General features: G+C 72.4%; 17 protein-coding genes. 6 read left to right on the top strand and 11 right to left on the bottom strand.

Annotated features, from left to right (window positions below):
* Positions 1-137: 137 nt before the first annotated feature.
* Positions 138-971: an LLM class F420-dependent oxidoreductase gene (locus ACZ68P_RS24410; protein ID WP_471009565.1), complete on the top strand. Its 834-nt coding sequence runs from the start codon at positions 138-140 to the stop codon at positions 969-971.
* Positions 972-980: 9 nt separating this feature from the next.
* Here ACZ68P_RS24410 and ACZ68P_RS24405 read toward each other — a convergent pair whose 3' ends face one another.
* On the bottom strand, positions 981-1,655 hold the full coding sequence (locus ACZ68P_RS24405) for a hypothetical protein (RefSeq protein ID WP_471009562.1): 675 nt from the start codon (positions 1,653-1,655) through the stop codon (positions 981-983).
* A 133-nt stretch (positions 1,656-1,788) separates the two neighbouring features.
* Between ACZ68P_RS24405 and ACZ68P_RS24400 the strand changes: the two genes are divergently transcribed.
* The gene (locus tag ACZ68P_RS24400) at positions 1,789-4,386 is read left to right on the top strand and encodes a bifunctional FO biosynthesis protein CofGH (RefSeq protein WP_471009560.1); all 2,598 of its coding nucleotides are present in this window, start codon (positions 1,789-1,791) and stop codon (positions 4,384-4,386) included.
* A 217-nt stretch (positions 4,387-4,603) separates the two neighbouring features.
* Entirely contained in the window at positions 4,604-5,722 is a 1,119-nt protein-coding gene (locus ACZ68P_RS24395; protein WP_471009559.1) for an ADP-ribosylglycohydrolase family protein, read from the top strand.
* On the opposite strand, the gene ACZ68P_RS24390 is transcribed toward ACZ68P_RS24395, so the two are convergent.
* Both ACZ68P_RS24390 and ACZ68P_RS24385 read right to left on the bottom strand, forming a co-directional pair.
* Entirely contained in the window at positions 5,707-7,257 is a 1,551-nt protein-coding gene (locus ACZ68P_RS24390) for a sodium:solute symporter family protein (RefSeq protein ID WP_471009556.1), read from the bottom strand. The two genes, ACZ68P_RS24395 and ACZ68P_RS24390, sit on opposite strands and share 16 nt — an antisense overlap.
* A gap of 209 nt (positions 7,258-7,466) precedes the next feature.
* Positions 7,467-8,249, bottom strand: coding sequence for an SDR family oxidoreductase (locus tag ACZ68P_RS24385; protein ID WP_471009555.1), 783 nt, complete (start codon positions 8,247-8,249; stop codon positions 7,467-7,469).
* An 82-nt stretch (positions 8,250-8,331) separates the two neighbouring features.
* On the opposite strand from ACZ68P_RS24385, the gene ACZ68P_RS24380 reads away from it, so the two are divergent.
* Entirely contained in the window at positions 8,332-9,189 is an 858-nt protein-coding gene (locus tag ACZ68P_RS24380; protein WP_471009553.1) for a hypothetical protein, read from the top strand.
* A gap of 189 nt (positions 9,190-9,378) precedes the next feature.
* On the opposite strand, the gene ACZ68P_RS24375 is transcribed toward ACZ68P_RS24380, so the two are convergent.
* From ACZ68P_RS24375 to ACZ68P_RS24365, 3 genes are all read right to left on the bottom strand, one after another.
* Complete coding sequence (locus tag ACZ68P_RS24375; RefSeq protein ID WP_471009552.1) at positions 9,379-9,579, bottom strand: DUF397 domain-containing protein; 201 nt, start codon at positions 9,577-9,579, stop codon at positions 9,379-9,381.
* Positions 9,580-9,775: 196 nt separating this feature from the next.
* Positions 9,776-10,645 carry a helix-turn-helix domain-containing protein gene (locus ACZ68P_RS24370; protein WP_471009549.1) on the bottom strand — a complete coding sequence of 290 codons (870 nt, stop codon included), beginning with the start codon at positions 10,643-10,645 and terminating at the stop codon, positions 9,776-9,778.
* A 209-nt stretch (positions 10,646-10,854) separates the two neighbouring features.
* Positions 10,855-11,577 (bottom strand): GOLPH3/VPS74 family protein, encoded by a 723-nt coding sequence (locus ACZ68P_RS24365; protein ID WP_471009546.1) that lies wholly within the window; start codon positions 11,575-11,577, stop codon positions 10,855-10,857.
* A gap of 384 nt (positions 11,578-11,961) precedes the next feature.
* On the opposite strand from ACZ68P_RS24365, the gene ACZ68P_RS24360 reads away from it, so the two are divergent.
* A complete protein-coding gene (locus ACZ68P_RS24360) occupies positions 11,962-14,298 on the top strand; it encodes a D-alanyl-D-alanine carboxypeptidase family protein (RefSeq protein WP_471009543.1) in 2,337 nt (778 codons plus the stop codon).
* 259 nt (positions 14,299-14,557) lie between these two features.
* Positions 14,558-16,246 carry an MFS transporter gene (locus ACZ68P_RS24355; RefSeq protein WP_471009540.1) on the top strand — a complete coding sequence of 563 codons (1,689 nt, stop codon included), beginning with the start codon at positions 14,558-14,560 and terminating at the stop codon, positions 16,244-16,246.
* A 160-nt stretch (positions 16,247-16,406) separates the two neighbouring features.
* Here the strand turns inward: ACZ68P_RS24355 and ACZ68P_RS24350 are convergent, their stop codons facing one another.
* From ACZ68P_RS24350 to ACZ68P_RS24330, 5 genes are all read right to left on the bottom strand, one after another.
* Positions 16,407-17,729 carry a diacylglycerol/lipid kinase family protein gene (locus ACZ68P_RS24350; protein WP_471009537.1) on the bottom strand — a complete coding sequence of 441 codons (1,323 nt, stop codon included), beginning with the start codon at positions 17,727-17,729 and terminating at the stop codon, positions 16,407-16,409.
* Between the two features lie 29 nt (positions 17,730-17,758).
* Positions 17,759-18,208 (bottom strand): DUF7144 family membrane protein, encoded by a 450-nt coding sequence (locus ACZ68P_RS24345; RefSeq protein ID WP_471009534.1) that lies wholly within the window; start codon positions 18,206-18,208, stop codon positions 17,759-17,761.
* Between the two features lie 30 nt (positions 18,209-18,238).
* Entirely contained in the window at positions 18,239-18,733 is a 495-nt protein-coding gene (locus tag ACZ68P_RS24340; RefSeq protein WP_471009531.1) for an SHOCT domain-containing protein, read from the bottom strand.
* Between the two features lie 129 nt (positions 18,734-18,862).
* Positions 18,863-19,522 carry an HdeD family acid-resistance protein gene (locus ACZ68P_RS24335; RefSeq protein WP_471009529.1) on the bottom strand — a complete coding sequence of 220 codons (660 nt, stop codon included), beginning with the start codon at positions 19,520-19,522 and terminating at the stop codon, positions 18,863-18,865.
* A 49-nt stretch (positions 19,523-19,571) separates the two neighbouring features.
* The gene (locus ACZ68P_RS24330) at positions 19,572-19,769 is read right to left on the bottom strand and encodes a hypothetical protein (protein WP_365717702.1); all 198 of its coding nucleotides are present in this window, start codon (positions 19,767-19,769) and stop codon (positions 19,572-19,574) included.
* Positions 19,770-19,875 lie beyond the last annotated feature (106 nt).

Here is a 19,875-nt window from a genome sequence, read left to right as displayed (position 1 = left end):
CGGGCGGGCCCGCCGGAAGCGGGCCCGCGCGACCACCGGCAGGCCGGCTCGGCCGCGGCCGTGGGCGCCGGGACGACGCGCGACGTCCGCGCGTCGCCCCTCTCGGAAAACCGCGCCCCACGCCCTACCGTGCCCCCATGCGGATCTCGACCACGATCTTCCTGACCGACGAGACCATCACCCCCGTACGGCTCGCGCGCGAACTGGAACAGCGCGGGTTCGCCGGGCTCTACCTCCCCGAGCACACCCACATCCCGGTCGAACGGACCACCCCCTACCCCGCGGCCGGCACCGAACTGCCCCGCGAGTACGGCCGGACGCTCGACCCCTTCGTCGCCCTCGGCCAGGCGGCGGCCGTCACCGAGAGGCTCGGACTCGGCACCGGGATCACGCTGGTCACCCAGCACGACCCGATCGCCCTGGCCAAGCAGATCGCCACCCTCGACCACCTCTCAGGGGGCCGCTTCACCCTCGGCGTCGGCTTCGGCTGGAACAAGGAGGAGGCCGCCGACCACGGGGTGGAGTGGGCCACCCGGCGCGAGCTCGGCCGGGAGCGGATGGCGCTGATGCGCGCCCTGTGGGCCCCCGAGCCCACCGCCTACGAGGGCGCCCTCGGGGTCTCCGTCCGCGCCTCCCACGCCTGGCCCAAGCCCGCGGGCGGCGCCCCCCGCACCCTCTTGGGCGGGGCGGCGGGACCCCGGCTCTTCGCGCAGATCGCCGACGTCGCCGACGGCTGGATGCCGATCGGGGGCCGCGGCCTGTCGCAGTCGGTGCCCGTCCTGCGCGAGACCTGGGAGAAGGCCGGCCGCGACCCCGCGGACCTGCGGATCGTCCCGTACGCGGTCCTGCCGAACCCGGGCAAGCTCGCGCACTACGCGGAGCTGGGCTGCGAGGAGGTCGTCCTCCAGCTCCCGCCGGGGGACGAGCCCGAGGTGCTGCGCGTCCTCGACGACTACGGGCGGTACCTCTGACCGTTCACCTCAACGAAGCGCCGGGGGCTCCAGACCTTCGACGGCTTCGTCGCCACCGGCACCGGAGGGGTCGTAGGCGCAGGGCATCGCCGTGAACCCGTCGAGGGTCCTCCAGTGGGACCACCAGGTGACGACGACCCGGTCCGGGTTGTCGTCGGCCTCGTCCCGCCGCTCGGCCCGCAGCACCCGGTCGTCCCCGCTGTCGCGGAACGCGGTGACGGTCCAGCCGGTCCCGTCCAGGTGGTCGCGGAGCCGGCGGAGCGCGGCCCCGCCCTCCTGCTCGGAGACGCCGGCGATCCGCCAGTTGTGTCCGAGCCGGTAGGAGCCCTTCTCGGGCTCGTCCGCCATGCTCTCCAGGCCGTCCGGATAGCAGACCTCGGCGGAGATCGAGTTCTCGGCGGCGTGGTTGTCACCGTCCGGCCGCGCGGCGGGGAGCGCGCCGCCGAGTCCGGCGACGTCGTACAGCTCCTGGGTCCGTGAGGTGGCCCGCTCGGCCATCACGGCCGGAGCCACCTCCGGGAAACCCTCGCCCGTCGCCCGTTCCACGGCGTACGTGACGAGGAGCCCGGCCACGAGCAGCACCGGAACCGCGACCGCGGCGAGGATCACGAAGAAGGTGACCCGCAGGGCACCGCGCAGCGGCGTCGGCGGATCGGCCACGTCGTCCATCAGTTGGTTCGTCACGAGGGCGACACTAGAACGCGTTCCGGGGGCCCGGATGAGCACCGCTCCTCAGCCGGACGGGGTGCGGGTACTCACGCGTCCCCGCCCCGACGTCCGCGTTCCCGCCGCCGACGGCCGCTCGTATGCTCGGTGCATGACGGATCACCAGCCCGGACGGCCCACCGAGAACGCCATGCGCCGTGCCCTCAAGCGGGCCAGGGACGGGGTGGCGCTCGACGTCACCGAGGCCGCCGTGCTGCTCCAGGCGCGGGGCGCGGACCTGGAGGACCTCGCCGGATCGGCGGCACGGGTGCGCGACGCGGGCCTCGCCGCCGCCGGCCGGCCCGGCGTCATCACGTACTCCAAGAGCGTCTTCATCCCGCTCACCCGGCTCTGCAGGGACACCTGCCACTACTGCACCTTCGTCACCGTGCCCGGCAAGCTGCGCCGTGCCGGGCACGGGATGTTCATGTCCCCTGACGAGGTCCTGGACATCGCCCGCCGCGGCGCCGAACTGGGCTGCAAGGAAGCCCTGATCACGCTCGGCGACAAGCCCGAGGACCGCTGGCCCGAGGCGCGGGAGTGGCTCGACGCGCACGGCTACGACGACACCCTGGCGTACGTAAGGGCCATGGCGATCCGCATCCTGGAGGAGACCGGGCTCCTGCCCCACCTCAACCCCGGTGTGCTGTCCTGGACGGACTTCCAGCGCCTCAAGCCGGTCGCCCCCAGCATGGGCATGATGCTGGAGACGACCGCGACCCGTCTGTGGTCCGAGCCCGGCGGGCCGCACTACGGCTCCCCGGACAAGGACCCCGCCGTGCGGCTGCGGGTCCTGGAGGACGCCGGGCGCTCCTCCGTGCCCTTCACCAGCGGACTGCTCATCGGGATCGGCGAGACGTACGAGGAGCGGGCCGAGTCCCTCTTCGCGCTGCGCAAGGTCTCCCGCGCCTACCACTCCGTCCAGGAGCTGATCATCCAGAACTTCCGCGCGAAGCCGGACACGGCGATGCGCGGGATGCCGGACGCGGAACTCGACGACCTCGTCGCCACCATCGCCGTCGCCCGGCACATCATGGGCCCGAGCGCCTGCCTCCAGGCCCCGCCGAACCTCGTCGACGAGGAGTACGGCCGGCTCATCGGCGCCGGCATCGACGACTGGGGCGGGGTCTCGCCCCTCACCATCGACCACGTGAACCCCGAGCGGCCCTGGCCGCAGATCGACACCCTGGCCGAGAAGTCCCGTGCGGTCGGCTTCGAGCTGCGCGAACGCCTCTGCGTCTACCCCGAGTTCGTCGGCCGCGGCGAGCCCTGGCTCGACCCGCGGCTGCTGCCGCACGTCCGTGCCCTCGCCGACCCGGAGACGGGCCTCGCCAACCCGGACGCGCCGGTGCGCGGCCTGCCCTGGCAGGAGCCGGACGAGGCGTTCACGGCGAGCGGCCGCACCGACCTGCACCGCACCGTCGACACCACCGGCCGGACGCACGACCGCCGCGCGGACTTCGACGAGGTTTACGGCGACTGGGAGGCGCTGCGCGAGGCGGCCGTCCCCGGCATGGTCCCCCAGCGCATCGACACCGACGTGCGGGACGCCCTCGCCGTGGCCGCCGATGACCCGACACGGCTCACCGACGACCAGGCGCTGGCCCTGCTGCACGCGGACGGCCCCGCGCTCGACGCGCTGACCCGGATCGCCGACGACGTACGCGCGTCGGTGAACGGCGACGACGTCACGTACGTCGTCACACGGAACATCAACTTCACCAACGTCTGTTACACCGGCTGCCGCTTCTGCGCCTTCGCGCAGCGGCGCACCGACGCCGACGCCTACACCCTCTCCCTCGACCAGGTCGCCGACCGGGCCCAGCAGGCGTGGGAGGTCGGCGCGGTCGAGGTGTGCATGCAGGGCGGCATCCACCCGGACCTTCCGGGCACGGCCTACTTCGACATCGCGCGGGCGGTGAAGGAGCGCGTCCCCGGCATGCACGTCCACGCCTTCTCGCCGATGGAGGTCGTCAACGGCGCCACCCGGACCGGGCTCTCGATCCGCGAGTGGCTGACGGCCGCGAAGGAGGCCGGGCTCGACTCGATCCCCGGCACGGCCGCCGAGATCCTCGACGACGAGGTGCGGTGGGTCCTCACCAAGGGCAAGCTGCCCACGGCGACCTGGATCGAGGTGATCACCACCGCCCACGAGCTGGGCATCCGGTCCTCGTCCACGATGATGTACGGCCACGTGGACCAGCCGCGCCACTGGCTGGGCCACTTCCGCACGCTGGCCCGTATCCAGCGGGCGGCCCTGGAGGCCGGGCGGGAGGGCTTCACGGAGTTCGTGACGCTGCCCTTCATCCACACCAACGCCCCCGTCTACCTCGCGGGCATCGCCCGGCCCGGCCCGACGGTCCGCGACAACCGCGCCGTCACGGCCATGGCCCGGTTGCTGTTGCACCCGTACATCCCGAACATCCAGACCAGCTGGGTGAAGCTGGGCGCGGAGGGTGCCGCCGAGATGCTCCGCTCCGGCGCGAACGACCTGGGCGGCACGCTGATGGAGGAGACCATCTCCCGGATGGCCGGCTCCGGCTACGGCTCGTACCGCTCGGTCAGGGACCTGACCGCCATCGCGGAGGCGGCCGGCCGTCCCGCCCGGCCGAGGACGACGCTCTACGGCGAGGTGCCGCAGGAGCGGGTGCGGGCGGCGCTCGCGTCCGACGGCCACCTGCCGGAGCTGCTGCCTGTGCTGGGTGACTGACGGGGTTTCCCCGGCGGCGGCGGGGCCGGCCGATCGGCGGGGCCCGCCGGACCTCGACGGTGAAGGTTACGTCGGGGTCCGGTGAACTGCGGTCGAAAAGGGGCAGAAGGGCATCCGATCGCAAAACGTTCCGACCCCTGAACGGGCGAACCCGGTCCATTACAGTGCTGCGAGATGCGCGACCTGGCGCCGAGGGCTTTCCGGGGGAGGGCACGTCGTGACGACGACCGCCGCGGCCGTGTGGGGCCGTGCCGAACAGCAGGACTTCCGGGCCCGGGTGCGCGGCTGCCTCCTCGGCGGGGCCGTCGGCGACGCCTTCGGCGCGGGGGTCGCGGCGCTGTCCCTGGAGGAGATCCGGGCCGAGCACGGCCCGCAGGGTCTCACCGAGCCCGTCCCGGCCCACGGCAGGCGCGGGGCCGTCACCGCCGCCACGCAGATGACCCTCTTCACCGTCGACGGGCTGATACGCGCGCAGGTCCGCCGGGACACCGGGGCCTGGCATCCGCCCACCGACGTCCACCGGGCCCATCTGCGCTGGGCGGCCACGCAGCGCGACTGGGGCCCCGACGAACGGCGCAAGGACAACGGCTGGCTCGCCCGCGAGGAGTGGCTCTACGCCCGCAGGAACCCGGCCCGCAGCTGTCTGACGGGTCTCGGCGACGAGGTCCTCGGCACCCTCGACAAACCCAAGAACCCGGGCGCGACCGATTCCGGCGCGCTGGTCAGGTCGGCGCCCTTCGGGCTGCTGGTCGGGTGGGAGCCGCAGCTGGTGTGCCAGCTGGCGGTGGAGTGCGCGGCCCAGACGCACGGCGACCCCGCCGCCTACCTCGCGGCCGGCGCCCTGGCCGTCGTCGTGCACGGCCTCGCCCGCGGCGAGAGCGTCGACGGCTCGGTGCAGCGGGCGCTCGGCCAGCTCGCCCCCCGCCCCGGCCACGAGCCCGTCACCGCCGCCCTCCAGCAGGCCCTCGGAGCCGTACGCCAGGGCATGCCGAACGCCGCCAGGGTCACCGCCCTCGGCGCGGACGAGGACCGGGCCGAGAACCTCCTCGCCGTCGCGGTCTACTGCGCCCTCGTCGGGGAGGACATCCGGCACGGCCTGCGCCTCGCGGTCAACCACGACGGGCCCTCGGCGGCGACGGGCGCGGTGACGGGTGCCCTGCTCGGCGCCCTGCACGGCGAGACGGCCCTCCCGCCGGCCTGGCTGGCCGAGCTGGAGGGCCGTTCGACGGTCCTGGAGATGGCGGACGACTTCGCGATGGAGATGACGCAGGGCGCCGCCCTGCACAGCCCCTCCGAGTCCTCGCCCGGCTGGCTGGCGCGCTATCCGAGGGGCTGACCCGTGCGGTCGCCGCCGCTCTGCGCGGGGACGGCGGCGGCTCCGGCCGGGCTGCCGTCGTCCGAGTGGAGCTTGTCGAGGACCGCGTCCCGCTCCGGGGTGTCCTCGGGCTTGATGAAGCCGATGAGGATGTAGAGGACGAGGGAGACGGCGAGCGGCGAGACGATCTGGATCTGGAGCTCGAGACCGTCGAGGCCGTAGTTGGTCAGCCAGAAGGTGAAGAGGCCGGCCGCCCACGAGACCAGCGCCGCCGTCGGCCCGGACTTCCGGAAGGACCGCAGCAGTCCGAGCATGAACGGGATGGCGATCGGTCCCATGAGCCCGGCCACCCACTTGATGACGATGGTGATGATGTCCTTGAAGGCGGGGGAGTTGACCTGGGTCGCGACCGCCATCGACAGCGCGAGGAAGGCGATCGTCGACCAGCGCGCGGCCAGCAGCCCGGCCCGGTGGGTCCAGGTCCGGGCGGCCTTGCTCAGCACGGGGGCGATGTCCCGGGTGAAGACGGCCGCGATGGCGTTGGCGTCCGAGGAGCACATGGCCATGGTGTGCGAGAAGAAGCCGACGATGACCAGGCCGAGCAGGCCGTGCGGCAGCAGCTGCTCGGTCATCAGGGCGTACGAGTCGGAGGCGTCGGGCTTCTTGGGGTCGACGAGCAGCGGCGCGACCCACATGGGGAAGAAGAGGACCAGCGGCCAGACGAACCACAGGACGGCCGAGAGCCGGCCGGAGCGGGTGGCCTCGCGGGCGTTGGGCGTGGCCATGTAGCGCTGGGCCTGGTTCCACATGCCGCCGCTGTACTCGAAGGTCTTGATGAAGAGGTACGCGAGCAGGAACGTCATCGTGTACGGGCCCGCGGTCGGCGCGGTGTGCCCCTGGAGCTCGGGCCGGTCCCAGACCGTCCACAGGGCGCTGAAGCCGCCCAGTTTCGCCAGGACGGCGACGAGCATCGCGATGCCGGCGAAGAACTGGATGATGAACTGCCCCAGCTCGGTGAGCGCGTCGGCCCACAGGCCGCCGACGGTGCAGTAGATGCCCGTGACCACACCGGTGATGAGGATGCCCTCGTTGAGGGAGATGCCGGTGAAGACGGAGAGCAGGGTGGCGATGGCGGCCCACTTGGCGCCGACGTCGACGATCTTCAGCAGCACCCCGGACCAGGCGAGGGCCTGCTGGGTGGGCAGGTTGTAGCGGTTCTTCAGGTACTCCAGCGGGGAAGCCACGTGGAGCCGCGACCGGAGGCGGTTGAGCCGGGGCGCGAAGAGGTGCGCGCCGATGGCGATGCCGATCGCGATGGGGAAGGACCAGGTGACGTACGAGGTGACGCCGTAGGTGTACGCGATGCCGGCGTAGCCGGTGAACATCACGGCGCTGTAGCCCGACATGTGGTGCGAGATGCCGGAGAGCCACCAGGGCATCTTGCCTCCGGCGGTGAAGAAGTCGGAGACGTCGTCCACGCGCTTGTGGGACCAGACGCCGATCGCGACCATCACGCCGAAGTAGCCGATGAGCACGGCCCAGTCGAGACTGTTCATTGAGCCCCCTCCAGGGGTTCCGGTCCGCCTTGTGAACGCCGTTCATGGTGTGGCGAATCGAACTGCCACGACAACGCACCGGAGGGTCAAGAGAAGGTAAAATCGTTCGAGTTGTTGACCTGCGTTCATATTCATGAATACAGATGGGGTCAAAAAGGGCCGTACGGCGGGGTTCGCCGCACGGCCCGGATGGCGGGGTCGCGCGCCCGCTAACGCATCAGCTCGCCCGCGTTGACCAGAAGCGACTGCCCGGTGATGGCCCGCGCCCGGTCCGACGCGAGGAAGGCCGCCGCCTCCGCCACGTCCCCGTCGGTGGCCGGCTCGGGCAGGGCCATCCGCTCCGTGAGCCGGCCGCGCACCTCCGCCTCCGGCACGCCCTCCGTGTGCGCGGTGAACCGGACGTACGCCTGGACCGGCGGCCCCCACATCCAGCCCGGCAGGACGGTGTTGACCCGGATCCGGTAGGGACCGAACTCCCGCGCCATCGAGTACATCGCCGAGGTCAGCGCGCCCTTCGAGGCCGCGTACGCCGCCTGCCGGACCTGGGAGGGGGCGGCCACCGACGACTGCGTACCGATCAGGACGACGGAGCCGCCCCGCTCCTTGAGCGCGGGCAGGCAGGCCCGGGTCATCCGCAGGGTGCCGAGCAGGTTGACGTCCAGGACGCCCTGCCAGGTGGCGAAGTCGGCATCCTCGACGCCGCCGAAGTAGCTGTCCCGGGCCGCCACGTGCACGACCGCGTCGACCGCCCCGAACCGCTCGACCGCGAGCGCGGCCAGCGCCCCGCACTGCGCCTCGTCGGTGATGTCGGTGGACAGGAAAGCGGTACGGCGCCCCTCGGGGTCGACGGCGGCCGCCGTCTTGGCGAGGTTCGCCTCGGTCCGCGCGCCGAGGACCGCGTTGCCCCCGTCCCGCACCACCGTCTCGGCGATCCGGTGGCCCAGCCCGGCGCCGACGCCCGACACGATCACGGTCTTCCCCTGGAGCGGCATCCGGGCGCCTCCCGACTCTGGCCATTCATCTGACGGCCCGTCAGAGTAGGGGGCTCCGGACGACTTGGGAAGGGACGCGGACATGGGCGACGACGCGCGCACGGGCGAGGCCGAGGGGACGCGGAGCGAGACGTACGGCGAGCTGGCCGCCGTGGGACCGTACGGCGTACGCCCCGGACATGCCCTGATCACGATGGTCGAGCCGCATCCGGGCCACGAGTACGCGTACAACCGCTGGTACGAGGACGACCACTACTACGCCGGGGCGATGGCGATGCCCTGGATGTACGCGGGGCGCCGCTGGGTCGCGACCCGCGCCCTCCAGGAGTTGCGCACCCCGGAGAAGTCCGCGGTCGCCCAGCCGGTGACGGCGGGCTGCTACCTCTCCACGTACTGGGTCACCGAGGGCCGCTACGACGAGCACATGAAGTGGACCGTCGCCATCAACAAGCGCCTGAACCGCGACGGGCGCGTCCACCGTGAACGCACGCACGTCTTCACGGCCTTCCAGGACCACGAGGCGACCGTCTACCGGGACGGGGCGGCCGGCCCGCGGGACGTCCACGCCCTGGACCACCCCTACGCGGGCCTGATCCTCCAGGTGATCGACGCGGAGGACCCCGACCGGCGGGCGGAGCTGCTCGAACACCTCCGCTCCCGCGAGCTCCCCCGCCGCCTGGCGGGCTCCCCGGCGGCGATGGTGACCGTCTTCCGCCCCACACCGCTGCCCGGGGACCGGATGACGTACGTGAAGCAGGTCGAGGGAACCGACACGCGCCTGACCCTGCTCTGGTTCCTGGAACGCGACCCACGCGACGTCTGGCGCGACCACTTCGCGGACCTGGCCGCGACGGGCGGGGAGTCCGGCCGGGTGGAACTGGTGGCACCGTTCATCCCGACGGTCCCGGGGACGGACCGGTACGTCGACGAGCTGAGGTGAGGTGAGGTGGTCCGGCGGGTCAGGGTGCCGGGCGGGGCCGAAAACAGACGGAGAAGCGCGGTCGCGGGGCGCGCGGTGCCGGGAATGGCCGAGCCCCCTCGGCCAGGACGGCGGACCGGTCGAGAGGGCTGCTGCGTGGTGTCCGCGAGGGGTGCGGTCGCGTGACGCCGGGCGCCTGACGCGCGCCGTTCAGAGGGTTCCGGTGCTCACTTCGCTGACGAAGGCGTTCCAGGAGCCGGGCCCGAAGGCGAGGGAAGGGCCCTCGGGAGCCTTCGAGTCACGCACCGCGATCGCTGCCACGGCAGGGGACTTGACCTCCACGCAGGCCCCGTTCCCCCCGGAATAGGAGGACTTCGTCCAGGTGTCCGTAGCGCCCTGAATAATCGCCATGATCTCAGCTCCGGTTCTGCCCGTAGGGTGTCGCGCCAACCTTCTTGCTGGCGTGATCGACGCTACTCGCCGGTCCCGCCGCGTGGGGCGGGCGTTCACTCGACCGGATGGCATATTCCACGTGCTCTTCCGCCGGAACAAGGCCGAGGTGTACCGTACCGGCCTCATCCCCGACAGCAGGCCTTTCGGCCGTTTTTCACCCCCGATCTCCGCCCGCGTACTTTTTGGCGATGTCGGAGATGAAGTCCCGGGTCTGCTCCACATTCAGCGCCTGTGCCCGCAAGTGCTCGTACATCACGCTGTACTTCGCGACATCCTGCGCCTTCTCCAGATAGAGGTCGCTGGTCACTCCCTCGATGTAGACGACGCTGGAGTCGGACGCGTCCGGGAACTCCAGGATCGCGTAGTGCCCGCTGATGCCCGGATGCGCACCCATCTCGAACGGCAGGACCTGGACGGTGACGTGGGGCAGGTGCGACTGCTCGACGAGGTGCTCCAGCTGCTCGATCATGAGCTGCTTGTTGCCGACCTCGCGGCGCAGCGCGCCCTCGTCGATCACCGCCCACAGGCGCAGCGGACGCTCCTCGCCCTTGATCCGGTCCTGACGGCGGGTGCGGACGGTGACCCGCTTGTCGATGTCGGCCGGCGTCGACTCCGGCAGGGCCCCGCGGATGACGGCCTCCGCGTACCCGCGCGTCTGCAGCAGCCCGGGGATGATCTGGGGCTCGTACACACGCAGGCTCTCCGCGTCCGTCTCCAGACCGATGTAGACGCTGTACGGGATGTCGCCGAAGGCGTGCCACCAACCCTGCTGGCGCGAGTCCTTGGCCATCTGCATCAGCGACTCGACGACCCGCTCGTCCTCGACCTCGTAGACGCCGCACAGATCGCGGACGTCACGCTGGCTGATGGAGCGCCGGCCGTTCTCGAGACGGCTGATCTTCGACTGGGAGACCAGGAGACGCTCGGCGACCTGCTCGGCCGTCATGTTCTTCTGCTCCCGGAGCCGGCGCAGCTCCTGGCCCAATCGGCGTCGCCTGACGGTGGGGTTGACGGTGGACGCCACGGAAACTGCACCTCCGGCTGTCGGCTGCGTAGCTGTACGTATCTACTGCTTGGCAGACTGCCACCAAAGGCCCGGTGTGCGCTGGGAAATGACGACAACCCCGGTGCCGCACGGCCCGGGCGCCCGGCCGGAGACGCGCGTGTGCGGGGCGGCCGGCTCGGCCGCCCCGCACACGTCTGTGCGGCTCCCGGAAGGGATCTGGGTGGTGCTCAGTGCACGGCCGCGCGGGCCATGCTGCCGTGACGGGGCTGCTCGGTGACGCCCGCAGGGCGCCCGCCTCCCGCCGGGGCGTTACGGCGCGGCTGGGCGGCCACGCCGTTCTGGACGTCCATCACGGCGTGTGCCACGAGGCCGCCCATGGGGTCGTGCCGGATCAGATCGCGCAGCCGGGACCGCGACGACCGTCCTTCGTTCCCCGGGTACAGGTGCTTGCCGAGTCCGACCGCGTGGGCCAGCGCGGCGAGCGCCGCGGTCCGCGGGTCCGGCGGTACACCGGTGCGGATCGCACTGTCCAGCCGGGACCTGATGTCCCGGCTGATCGCTGTCTCCGTCGCCTGGTAGCGAGTCGTCGGCAGCACTCCGCACATCTGGCCCTCCACGGCATGCACCATGCCGCATCGCTCCAGATGAGCGAGATAGATCTGACGCAGCCCCAGTCGGGGCCCGCCGATCCAGTGGACCGCCCGGACCGGGCTGCCACGCCTTCGCAGCAGCTCCAGTGCGGAGTCCAGAGTCGGATCTCCGGTCGGCCGTGGCATCACCACGGCGATACGATCCCCGTCAGGGGCTATCCGTCCTGCCAGAGCCAGCTCCACTAGCTGTGCTCCGGCGAGGCCGAGGTCGAGCGACTGCGGCTGCGCTGTGGTACCCGTGGCCGGGTCCAGAGCGAGCAGCAGAAGCTCCTCCGGAATTGTTCTGCGGCTCCTGCCCATCCATGCCTCCCCGCGTGGATGAGTCACAGGGTGACCCCTCTCACATTCATCTGTCGAGAGCGCCTGGGTGCTTCGTACGGGAACCGGCATGTATGTCGTTCTCGTCTAGCACGGGAGCCAAGGGGTTCACACAGGACACTGGTACATGGTTCGGACGTACGCATGACGCATGGAGGAGGCACGGTGGCGGGCGAGTCCCCCGAAAAGGCGGAGCAGCAGGAGTCTTCGCGGGAGGCGACTCCGGGCGGCGGCGGGCGGGATCCGCGGCTGTCCGTGTTCCGCGAGTCGAGCCCGTCGGCGTCTTCGGCGTCGGCGGCCGAGGGTTCGGAAGCGGGGTCGGGTCCGGGTTCTTCCGGTTCCGGTTCCGGCTCGGGTTCGGTTCGAGTGGACCAGCCGACGGCGGTCTTCAAGGCCCTCGCCCCGCGCGCCCCCGAGGACGACGCCCCGGCCGCCGAGCCCTCCGCGGAGCCCTCCGCCGAGGACGGTGACGGCCGCGAGGACCGCCTGCGGGCGGCTGTGGCGGCCTGGGTCGCCTCGGGCGACGAGCCGGAGGCGGCGGACGCCGCGGGCGCCCAGGAGGCCGAGGAGGCCGGGGAAGGCCCTGTCGAGGACGAGCCGGCCGTGACGGCGGACGCGGCGAAGCCGGACGCGGGCGAGCCGGTGGAACCGGTCGACGGCGACGGCGTCGACGGTGACATCGATGCCGAGACCCGGGCCGAGAACGGCTCAGGGGCCGAGGACGGAGCCGGTGAGGCCCCGGAGGCCCCCCAGGCCGCCCCTGCGGCGGCTGCGGCGCCTGACACCGCGAAGGCCACCGGTGCCGGGGAGGCGGAGGACTGGTTCGCGGCCCGGAAGCCCGCCCAGGGATCCCAGGACGCCGCTGAGGACGCCGCCGAGGCCGACGTCGCGGCCGAGCCCGCCGACGGGAAGCCCGTCGAGGTCGAGCCCGCCGACGGGAAGCCGGCCGCGGGCCGGTCCGCCGATGACTCCGCCGCCGATGACTCCGCCGCCGACCAGTCCGCCGACGGCCGGCCCGTCCTCGACCAGCCCACCGCCGTGTTCAAGGCCGTACGGCCGCCCGTCGTGGACCAGCCGACGACCGCGCTCAAGATCCCGCCGATCATGCCGCCCGCGAAGGCCGGCCCGCCCGCGCCGGACACCGACGAGGCGCCGAAGGCCGACGACGCCCCCAAGGCGCCCCCCGCGAGCGAGGCACCCCAGGCCCCGGCCGCGCCCAAGGCTCCCGAGCCGGCGAAGGCGCCCGAGTCCGATGCCGAGCGCACGAGCCAGTTCATCCCGCTCCGCCGCGACCTCCCCGGGACGCCGGCCGCCCCTGCCGCGAACACGCCGCGCCAGGCCGAGGCGAAGCCGGTGGCCCCCGCCGCCCCCGCGTCGCTCACCGAGGCCGAGCGGACCAGGCAGCAGCCCATGCCGCCGCTGCCCCCGCTGGACCTGCTCGCGGAGCTGACGAACACCCCGCCGCCGCCGCCGACCCCTCTGCGCACCGCCGCCCGACGGGTCCGGATCTGGACGCCGCTGGTCGTCCTTGCGCTGATCATCTTTGCGATCGTGCAGTTCGTGCGGCCGCTCCCGGCCCCCGCTCTGACCCTCTCCACCGCCCCGACCTTCACCTTCGCGGGCGGTGAGCTGAACATGCCGTGGCCCACCGAGGGCCAGGGTGCCGCCGAGGTCGAGGGCGTCGGATCGCTGGGCACGTACGGCGCCCAGAAGCCCGCTCCGATCGCCAGCGTCGCCAAGACGATGACCGCGTACGTGATCCTCCGGGACCACCCCATCAAGGGCGACGCGAACGGCCCGGAGATCACGGTCGACAAGAAGGCCGGCGAACAGGCCAAGGCCAAGGACGAGTCGACCGCGCCGATCGCGGAGGGGCAGACGTACTCGGAGAAGGAGCTGCTCCAGCTCCTCATGATCCCCTCCGGCAACAACGTGGCGCGTCTCCTCGCCCGCTGGGACGCCGGTTCGGAGGCCGCCTTCGTCGAGAAGATGAACGCCGCCGCCAAGGACCTCGGCATGACCGACTCGGTCTACACCGACCCCTCGGGCCTCCAGGCGACCACCGTCTCCACCCCGCTCGACCAGCTGAAGCTGGCCAAGGCGGTCATGCAGTACGACGTGTTCCGGGAGATCGTGAACATGCCGAACCTCAAGGTGGACGGCATCCCGGGGCAGATCGAGAACAACAACAACATCCTGCTGGAGCCGGGTGTCGGCGGCATCAAGACCGGCTCCTCGACGCCCGCGGGCGGCAACCTGCTCTGGTCCGCGAACACCGTCGTCGACGGCCAGAACCGCCGCATCCTCGGTGTCGTGATGGGCGCGAAGGACGCCGACCAGCTCTACCAGAAGCTCCAGCTGGCGATCGACTACAGCCTCCGGCTGATCCAGCAGGCGCAGAAGGACGTGACCTCAGCCCCGGTCGTGCGCAAGGGCCAGGTCGTCGGCCACGTCGACGACGGCCTCGGCGGCCGGACCCCGGTGATTGCGACCAAGGAGCTCAAGGCCGTCGGCTGGCCGGGCCTGAAGGTCGACCTGGAGCTGACGGACGGGGGCAAGACGGTCCCGCACGCCGGCAAGGCGGGCGACATCGTCGGCCAGGTGTCGATCGGCACCGGCACGGGCAAGGTCAGCGCTCCGGTCGCCCTCCAGACCGACCTGGTGGAGCCTGGCTTCGACAAGAAGCTGACGCGCATCGGCTGACGCGGGACGGCGCCCCGGTCCTCCGGGGCGCCCGACTGTTAGCGTTCCGAGGCACGATCACGCGCGACGGGCAGCACGGGAAAGGGCCGCAGTGACCACCGCCGAGCCGACACGCGCCGACGAGGGCGCGCAGTCACGACCCCGGTCCCGGGACTCCGCGTCGCGAATAAACCTCCCGGCGCCCCGTCCGGCCACCGGTACGGCGGCGTCGGGGACGCCCCGCCCGCGCCCCGCGCGCCGCAAGCGCCGCTACCCCGTCATGATCGCCACTGGGCTCGCCGCGCTCACCCACATCCTCTGGTTCTTCCTGTTCGCGAACAGCGGCGGCGACCTCGCCGCGCAGGACGCCTGGGCCGAGTTCGTGGGCCGGCACCCCGACTCCGCGTACAACCTCGCCTGGTACGGGGGAATGCACCCGGTCTCGTACAGCGTCGTCTCGCCGTACGTGATGTCGGTGCTCGGCGTCCGTACGACGATGATGATCGCCGGGACCCTGTCGGCGGGTCTGACGGCGCTGATCCTGGTGCGGGTGAGGGCGGTCCGCAATCCGCTCGCGTGCGCGCTGGCCGGGGTCTTCGCCTTCCTGTGCAACGCGCTGTCGGGGCGGGTGACGTTCGGGCTCGGCATGATGTTCGCGCTCGGCGCCGTGGCGGCCGTGTTCTGCTGGCCGCACCGCTGGCGCCACAAGCGCTGGGCGAAGGCCGCGGTCGCCGCTCCGCTCGCCGGTCTCGCGACCGCCTGCAGCCCGGTCGCCGGTCTTTTCCTCGGCGTCGCCGCGGCCGCCCTCTTCCTCAACAAGCGGCGCCCGGGCGCGTACGCCCTCGGCCTCGCCCCGGTGGCGGTCGTCGCCCTCTCCTCCTGGCTGTTCCCCTTCTCCGGTACGCAGCCGATGTCGCTGGCGTCGACGGCGCTCCCGTTCCTCTTCGGGGTCCTGGTCCTCGTCCTCGTACCGCGCGCGTGGCGCACGGTCCGCACCGCGGCGGCCGTCTACTCCGCCGGCACCCTGCTGACCTGGCTGGTCGACTCCCAGATCGGGTCGAACGTCTCGCGGCTCGTGATGCTCTTCGCGGGCGTCGTCCTACTCGCCGCCCTGCCCTACGCAGCCCCGCGCTCGCGCCGCTGGTACGCGCTGGTGCTCGCCTTCGCCGGCCTGAACTTCTGGATCGGGTTCAAGAGCGTCGACGACGTCATCCGCACCGCCCCCGACGCGTCGTGGGCGCGCGAGGTCGCTCCGCTGATCAACCAGTTGCAGGTGCGGGGCGCGGAGAAGGCGCGGGTGGAGGTCGTCCCGGCCTCCAGCCACCGCGAGTCGTCCGCTCTCACGCCCTACATCAACCTCGCACGCGGCTGGAACCGCCAGGCGGACATGGAGCGGAACCCGCTCTTCTACGACGACACCCTCAACGCCTCCAACTACCAGGACTGGCTCGACCGCTGGGCGGTGCACTACGTCGTGCTCCCCACCGGGGCGCCCGACTCGGGCGCGGAGCGCGAGGCGGAGCTGGTCCAGGACGGCCTCCCGTACCTCCAGCAGGTCTGGTCCGACGCGAACTGGCGCCTGTACGCCGTCGAGAACCCCACGCCCCTCGCCGCCCCGCCGGCCGAGGTCCGCCGGGCGGGCGCGGAGGAGGTCGTCATCCGCCTCGACGCCCCGGGCCGCGTGCTGATCCGGGTGCCCTACTCGCCCTGGCTGGCCCTCCTCGACGAGAACGGCGACAAGATCGAACCGCCCCAGGAGACGGAGGAGTCGAAGCGGGCCCGCGAGGACTCCGAGACCGAGCTCCCGAAGGTCTTCCGCAACGACCAGGGCTGCCTCCTGAAGACGGAGGCGGACGCGGAGGGCGACGAGTGGACCGAGCTGCTGGCCCCGAAGCCGGGCGTCTACCGCCTGGCGGCCCCGTACAAGCTCTTCCCGCGCGGCACGGCCTGCCCGGACGAACTGCGCTGACCGAGCTGTGCCGGCCGAGCTGCGCCGGACGAACCGTGCCGGCCGAACCGCGCCGGCCAAGCTGTGCCGGCCGAGCTGCGCCGGACGAACCGTGCCGGCCGAACCGCGCTGATCGCACCGCGGTCACACGCCGGCTTCGGGCTCTCCCCGGAAAGCGCGGTCACCGGCGGGTGGTGGATCCCCGGCCCAGCGCCAGCCGTGCCACCCGCGGCCAGTCGGCCGCCGCCCCCCTGGCACGCCGGGCGCGAGGGCGGTGGCGGGGCACACGGACCCGCAGGGCCCCGGGCGCGCTCCGGCACACGACGGGGGACGGCAGGAGGACGTGCTCCCCGTCGATGCCGACGGGAAGCTCCGGGTGGGTGTCCGCGTCGGCTTCGACGACGAGGTCGACGACGGCTTCGGCGGCTTCGAGCCGGACGATCCCCCCGGAGCGCGGGCCGCGCACCACCCGCGCCGCCTGGACGGTGTTGCCGACCCGCACGCAGACCAGGCCGAGGAGCCCCGTGTCCAGCCGCTCCCTTCGCCCCGGGTGCGCCGCGTCGACGGCACGACCGTACGGATTGTTGCTGACGAGCAGCGCCTGGAGACCGTCGATGTCCGTCCCGTCCGCCCGCGTCCGCAGCCGGGGCGCGCCGGCGCCGCTCAGGAGGCCCGGGAGGGTGCGCAGGGTCGTACGGGCCTTCGCGTCCCGGTAGGCCGGGTCGACGACGACGGAGGCGTAGGTCCCGAACGAGGCGTTGTTGACGAAGACCCGGTCCGCGGCGAAGCCGAGGTCGACGCGGATCTCCACGCCGTCGGACAGGGCGTCCAGGGCCGCCGCCGGATCGTCGCGGTCCAGGCCCAGGTCGAGGGCGAAGTGGTTGCGGGTGCCGGCGGGGATCACCGCGAACGGCACGTCGTGGCGCGCCGCGACCTCCGCCACCAGCGCCTGGGTGCCGTCACCGCCCGCCACCGCCAGGAGATCCGCTCCCTCGGCGACGGCCCGGCGGGCCAGCTCGGCGACATCCTGGCCCGCTTCGAGCAGGGCGACCCGGCAGCCCGCCGCACGGGCCTTCTCCACCAGGTGGAAACGGCCCACCTTGCCGCCGCCGGATCGCGTGTTCATCAGGATCCAGGGGGCGCGGGGGGCCGGGACGGCACTCTCCGCGGAGGAGGTGCCTCCGGATGTCAGGGCCGTACGGGCCGCCGTGACGGCGAACGCCCACAGGGCGAGGGACACGGCGGCCGGCCAGAGGATGTCGAACGTGGCGTACAGGGCGAGGACAGCGACCGGCGCGGCCACCGAGAGGAGCGCCCCGAGGAACCGGAGCGGACCGGTGTGCGCCAGGGCCCACCACACGCCGACGGCGGCGAGCGCCAGTCCCGCCAGGCCGACCGGCACCCAGAGCAGGCTCCGCAGACCGGCGGCGACGAGGGGCACCAGGACACTGCCCAGCAGGGCGAGCACGGCCAGGCGTGCCCATCCCGGACGCCCCTCGCGCACGGTCGCGGCTCGCGCCGTGCCGGGCCGCGTCACCGGCTCCGGGGGGGTGCCTCTTCGGACAGGTCGAAGAGGTTGTCCCGGTCGATGACGCACAGCGCCCAGATGATGAAGCCCGAGAGGGCGATCATCACGATCGACCAGACCGGGGCGTAGGGGACGGAGAGGAAGTTGGCGATGATGACGAGCCCGGCGATGATCACGCCGGAGACGCGGGCCCACATCGCCGTCTTGAGCAGCCCGATGCTGACGATCACGGCGATCGCGCCCAGGACGAGGTGGATCCAGCCCCACGACGTCAGGTCGAAGGCGAACACGTAGTTCCGTGTCGTCACGAAGACGTCGTCCTCGGCGACGGCCATGATGCCCCGGAGGATGTCGAGCAGGCCGACCAGGAAGAGCATCACGGCGGCGAAGACGGTCAGGCCGGAGGCCCATCCCTGCTTCGCCGTGTCCGCCGGTGGGGTGCGTGTCGCGGTCATGTCGCGCCTCGTTTCGTCGTGGGTGGTCGCTCAGGCACCGGGGGTGCGGGGGGTGGAGCCACCGGCAGGGGTGGAGCCGGCGTGGGCGGTGGAGCCCGTGCCCGAGCCGGCGCCGTGGCCGCTCAGGACCATCTCCTTCGCCTTCCGGAACTCCTCCTCGGTGATGGCGCCCTTGTCGCGCATCTCGGCCAGCTTGGCGAGTTCCTCCGCGCTGGAGCGGCCGCTGCCCGCGGTGTCCCTGATGTAGGCGTTGAACTCCTCCTGCTGCGCCCGTGCCTGTGCCATCTCCCGGCGCCCCATGTTCTTGCCGCGCGCGATCACGTAGACGAACACGCCCAGGAAGGGCAGGACGATGCAGAAGACCAGCCAGCCGGCCTTCGCCCAGCCGCTCATCGAGTCGTCACGGAAGATGTCCATGATGATCCGGAAGAGCAGGACGAACCACATGATCCACAGGAAGAACCAGAGCATGGTCCAGAAGGCGCCCAGCAGCGGGAAGTCGTACGCCAGGTAGGTCTCGCTCATGTCCAGCCTCCGTCCCGGGCCTGCGCCCGGCAGCCGTCTTTGCCGTTCCCAGGGTGCCCACGGCGATCACGGACCGGCTTCACCCGAAGCGGGTGAGTCCGGGGACACGGGAACTCGGACCACAGGACCTCAGGCCGGGGCGGAGGGGGTGCGGGGCTCCGCCCCGAGTGCCTTGCGGACCGCGGCCCGCCAGGCGAGGGCGAGCGCCGCCTCACCCAGGCCGAGCAGGACGAGCCACAGGCCGAGCAGCCGGGTCAGGGCGCGGGCCGATTCGGCGGGCAGGGCCAGGACCACGATCCCCGCGACGATGCCGAGCACCGCGAAGCCCAGGACGACCCCTCGGTGCGCCAGGTCCGCGGTGGCGAGCGCCGTGTAGAGGGTGAGGATGCCGGACACCAGCCAGACGATTCCGACGATCAGCGAGAGCACGGTGATCGTCTGCAGCGGGTCCCGCAGGCACAGCACTCCGGCGACGACGTACAGCACGGCCACGAGCAGCCCGGCGAACCGCTCCTGCCCTTCCCGGCCGAAGACGGTGACGAACCGGAGACCGCCGGTCACCAGCAGGTACAGGCCGATGAGGACCGCCAGGACGTGCAGGGTGCCCTCCGGCCAGACCAGGACCAGCACGCCCGGCACCAGGGTCGCCACGGCCGAGGCCATGAGCCAGGTCCACGAACGGCCCAGGCGCGCCAGCGTGTACGCGGAATCACCCGCCGGTCCGGGGTCCGTCCCGTAGGGCTCGTTCTCCTGCCCGGTGTGCGACGCCGGGCCGTGCGGCATGGTCATGGCTCCTCCTCGCGGGATCGAGCGGCCGCCGGCCGACCGCCGGCGCCCGTCACTCCGGCAGCTGGCGCATCTCCAGGACGCGCAGTCCCAGCGACTGGCACCGGGCCAGCAGCCCGTACAGGTGGGCTTCGTCCACGACGGGGCCGTACAGGACGGTCTGGCCGGACATCACGACGTGGCCCAGCTCCGGAAACGCCTTGGCCAGGGTTTCCGACAGGTGCCCCTCGACGCGGATCTCGTAGCGCACGAGCTGTCCTCCCATGGACGGACCTGGGACAGAGGCGGACGACGCCCTACCCTGCGATCCTCCGCCGGGGCGCCCGCACGGGCATCACCCGGCGCAGGTGACCCGA

Source organism: Streptomyces sp. NPDC036822 (genome assembly GCF_055609145.1).
This window is presented reverse-complemented; position numbering and strand designations above follow the sequence as displayed.

Coding starts and splice junctions, on each gene's coding strand:
- ACZ68P_RS24410 (WP_471009565.1), top strand. CDS start 138: ATGCGGATCTCGACCACGATCTTCCTGACCGACGAGACCATCACCCCC.
- ACZ68P_RS24400 (WP_471009560.1), top strand. CDS start 1,789: ATGACGGATCACCAGCCCGGACGGCCCACCGAGAACGCCATGCGCCGT.
- ACZ68P_RS24390 (WP_471009556.1), bottom strand. CDS start 7,257: ATGAACAGTCTCGACTGGGCCGTGCTCATCGGCTACTTCGGCGTGATG.
- ACZ68P_RS24385 (WP_471009555.1), bottom strand. CDS start 8,249: ATGCCGCTCCAGGGGAAGACCGTGATCGTGTCGGGCGTCGGCGCCGGG.
- ACZ68P_RS24380 (WP_471009553.1), top strand. CDS start 8,332: ATGGGCGACGACGCGCGCACGGGCGAGGCCGAGGGGACGCGGAGCGAG.
- ACZ68P_RS24375 (WP_471009552.1), bottom strand. CDS start 9,579: ATGGCGATTATTCAGGGCGCTACGGACACCTGGACGAAGTCCTCCTAT.
- ACZ68P_RS24365 (WP_471009546.1), bottom strand. CDS start 11,577: ATGGGCAGGAGCCGCAGAACAATTCCGGAGGAGCTTCTGCTGCTCGCT.
- ACZ68P_RS24355 (WP_471009540.1), top strand. CDS start 14,558: ATGATCGCCACTGGGCTCGCCGCGCTCACCCACATCCTCTGGTTCTTC.
- ACZ68P_RS24345 (WP_471009534.1), bottom strand. CDS start 18,208: ATGACCGCGACACGCACCCCACCGGCGGACACGGCGAAGCAGGGATGG.
- ACZ68P_RS24340 (WP_471009531.1), bottom strand. CDS start 18,733: ATGAGCGAGACCTACCTGGCGTACGACTTCCCGCTGCTGGGCGCCTTC.
- ACZ68P_RS24335 (WP_471009529.1), bottom strand. CDS start 19,522: ATGACCATGCCGCACGGCCCGGCGTCGCACACCGGGCAGGAGAACGAG.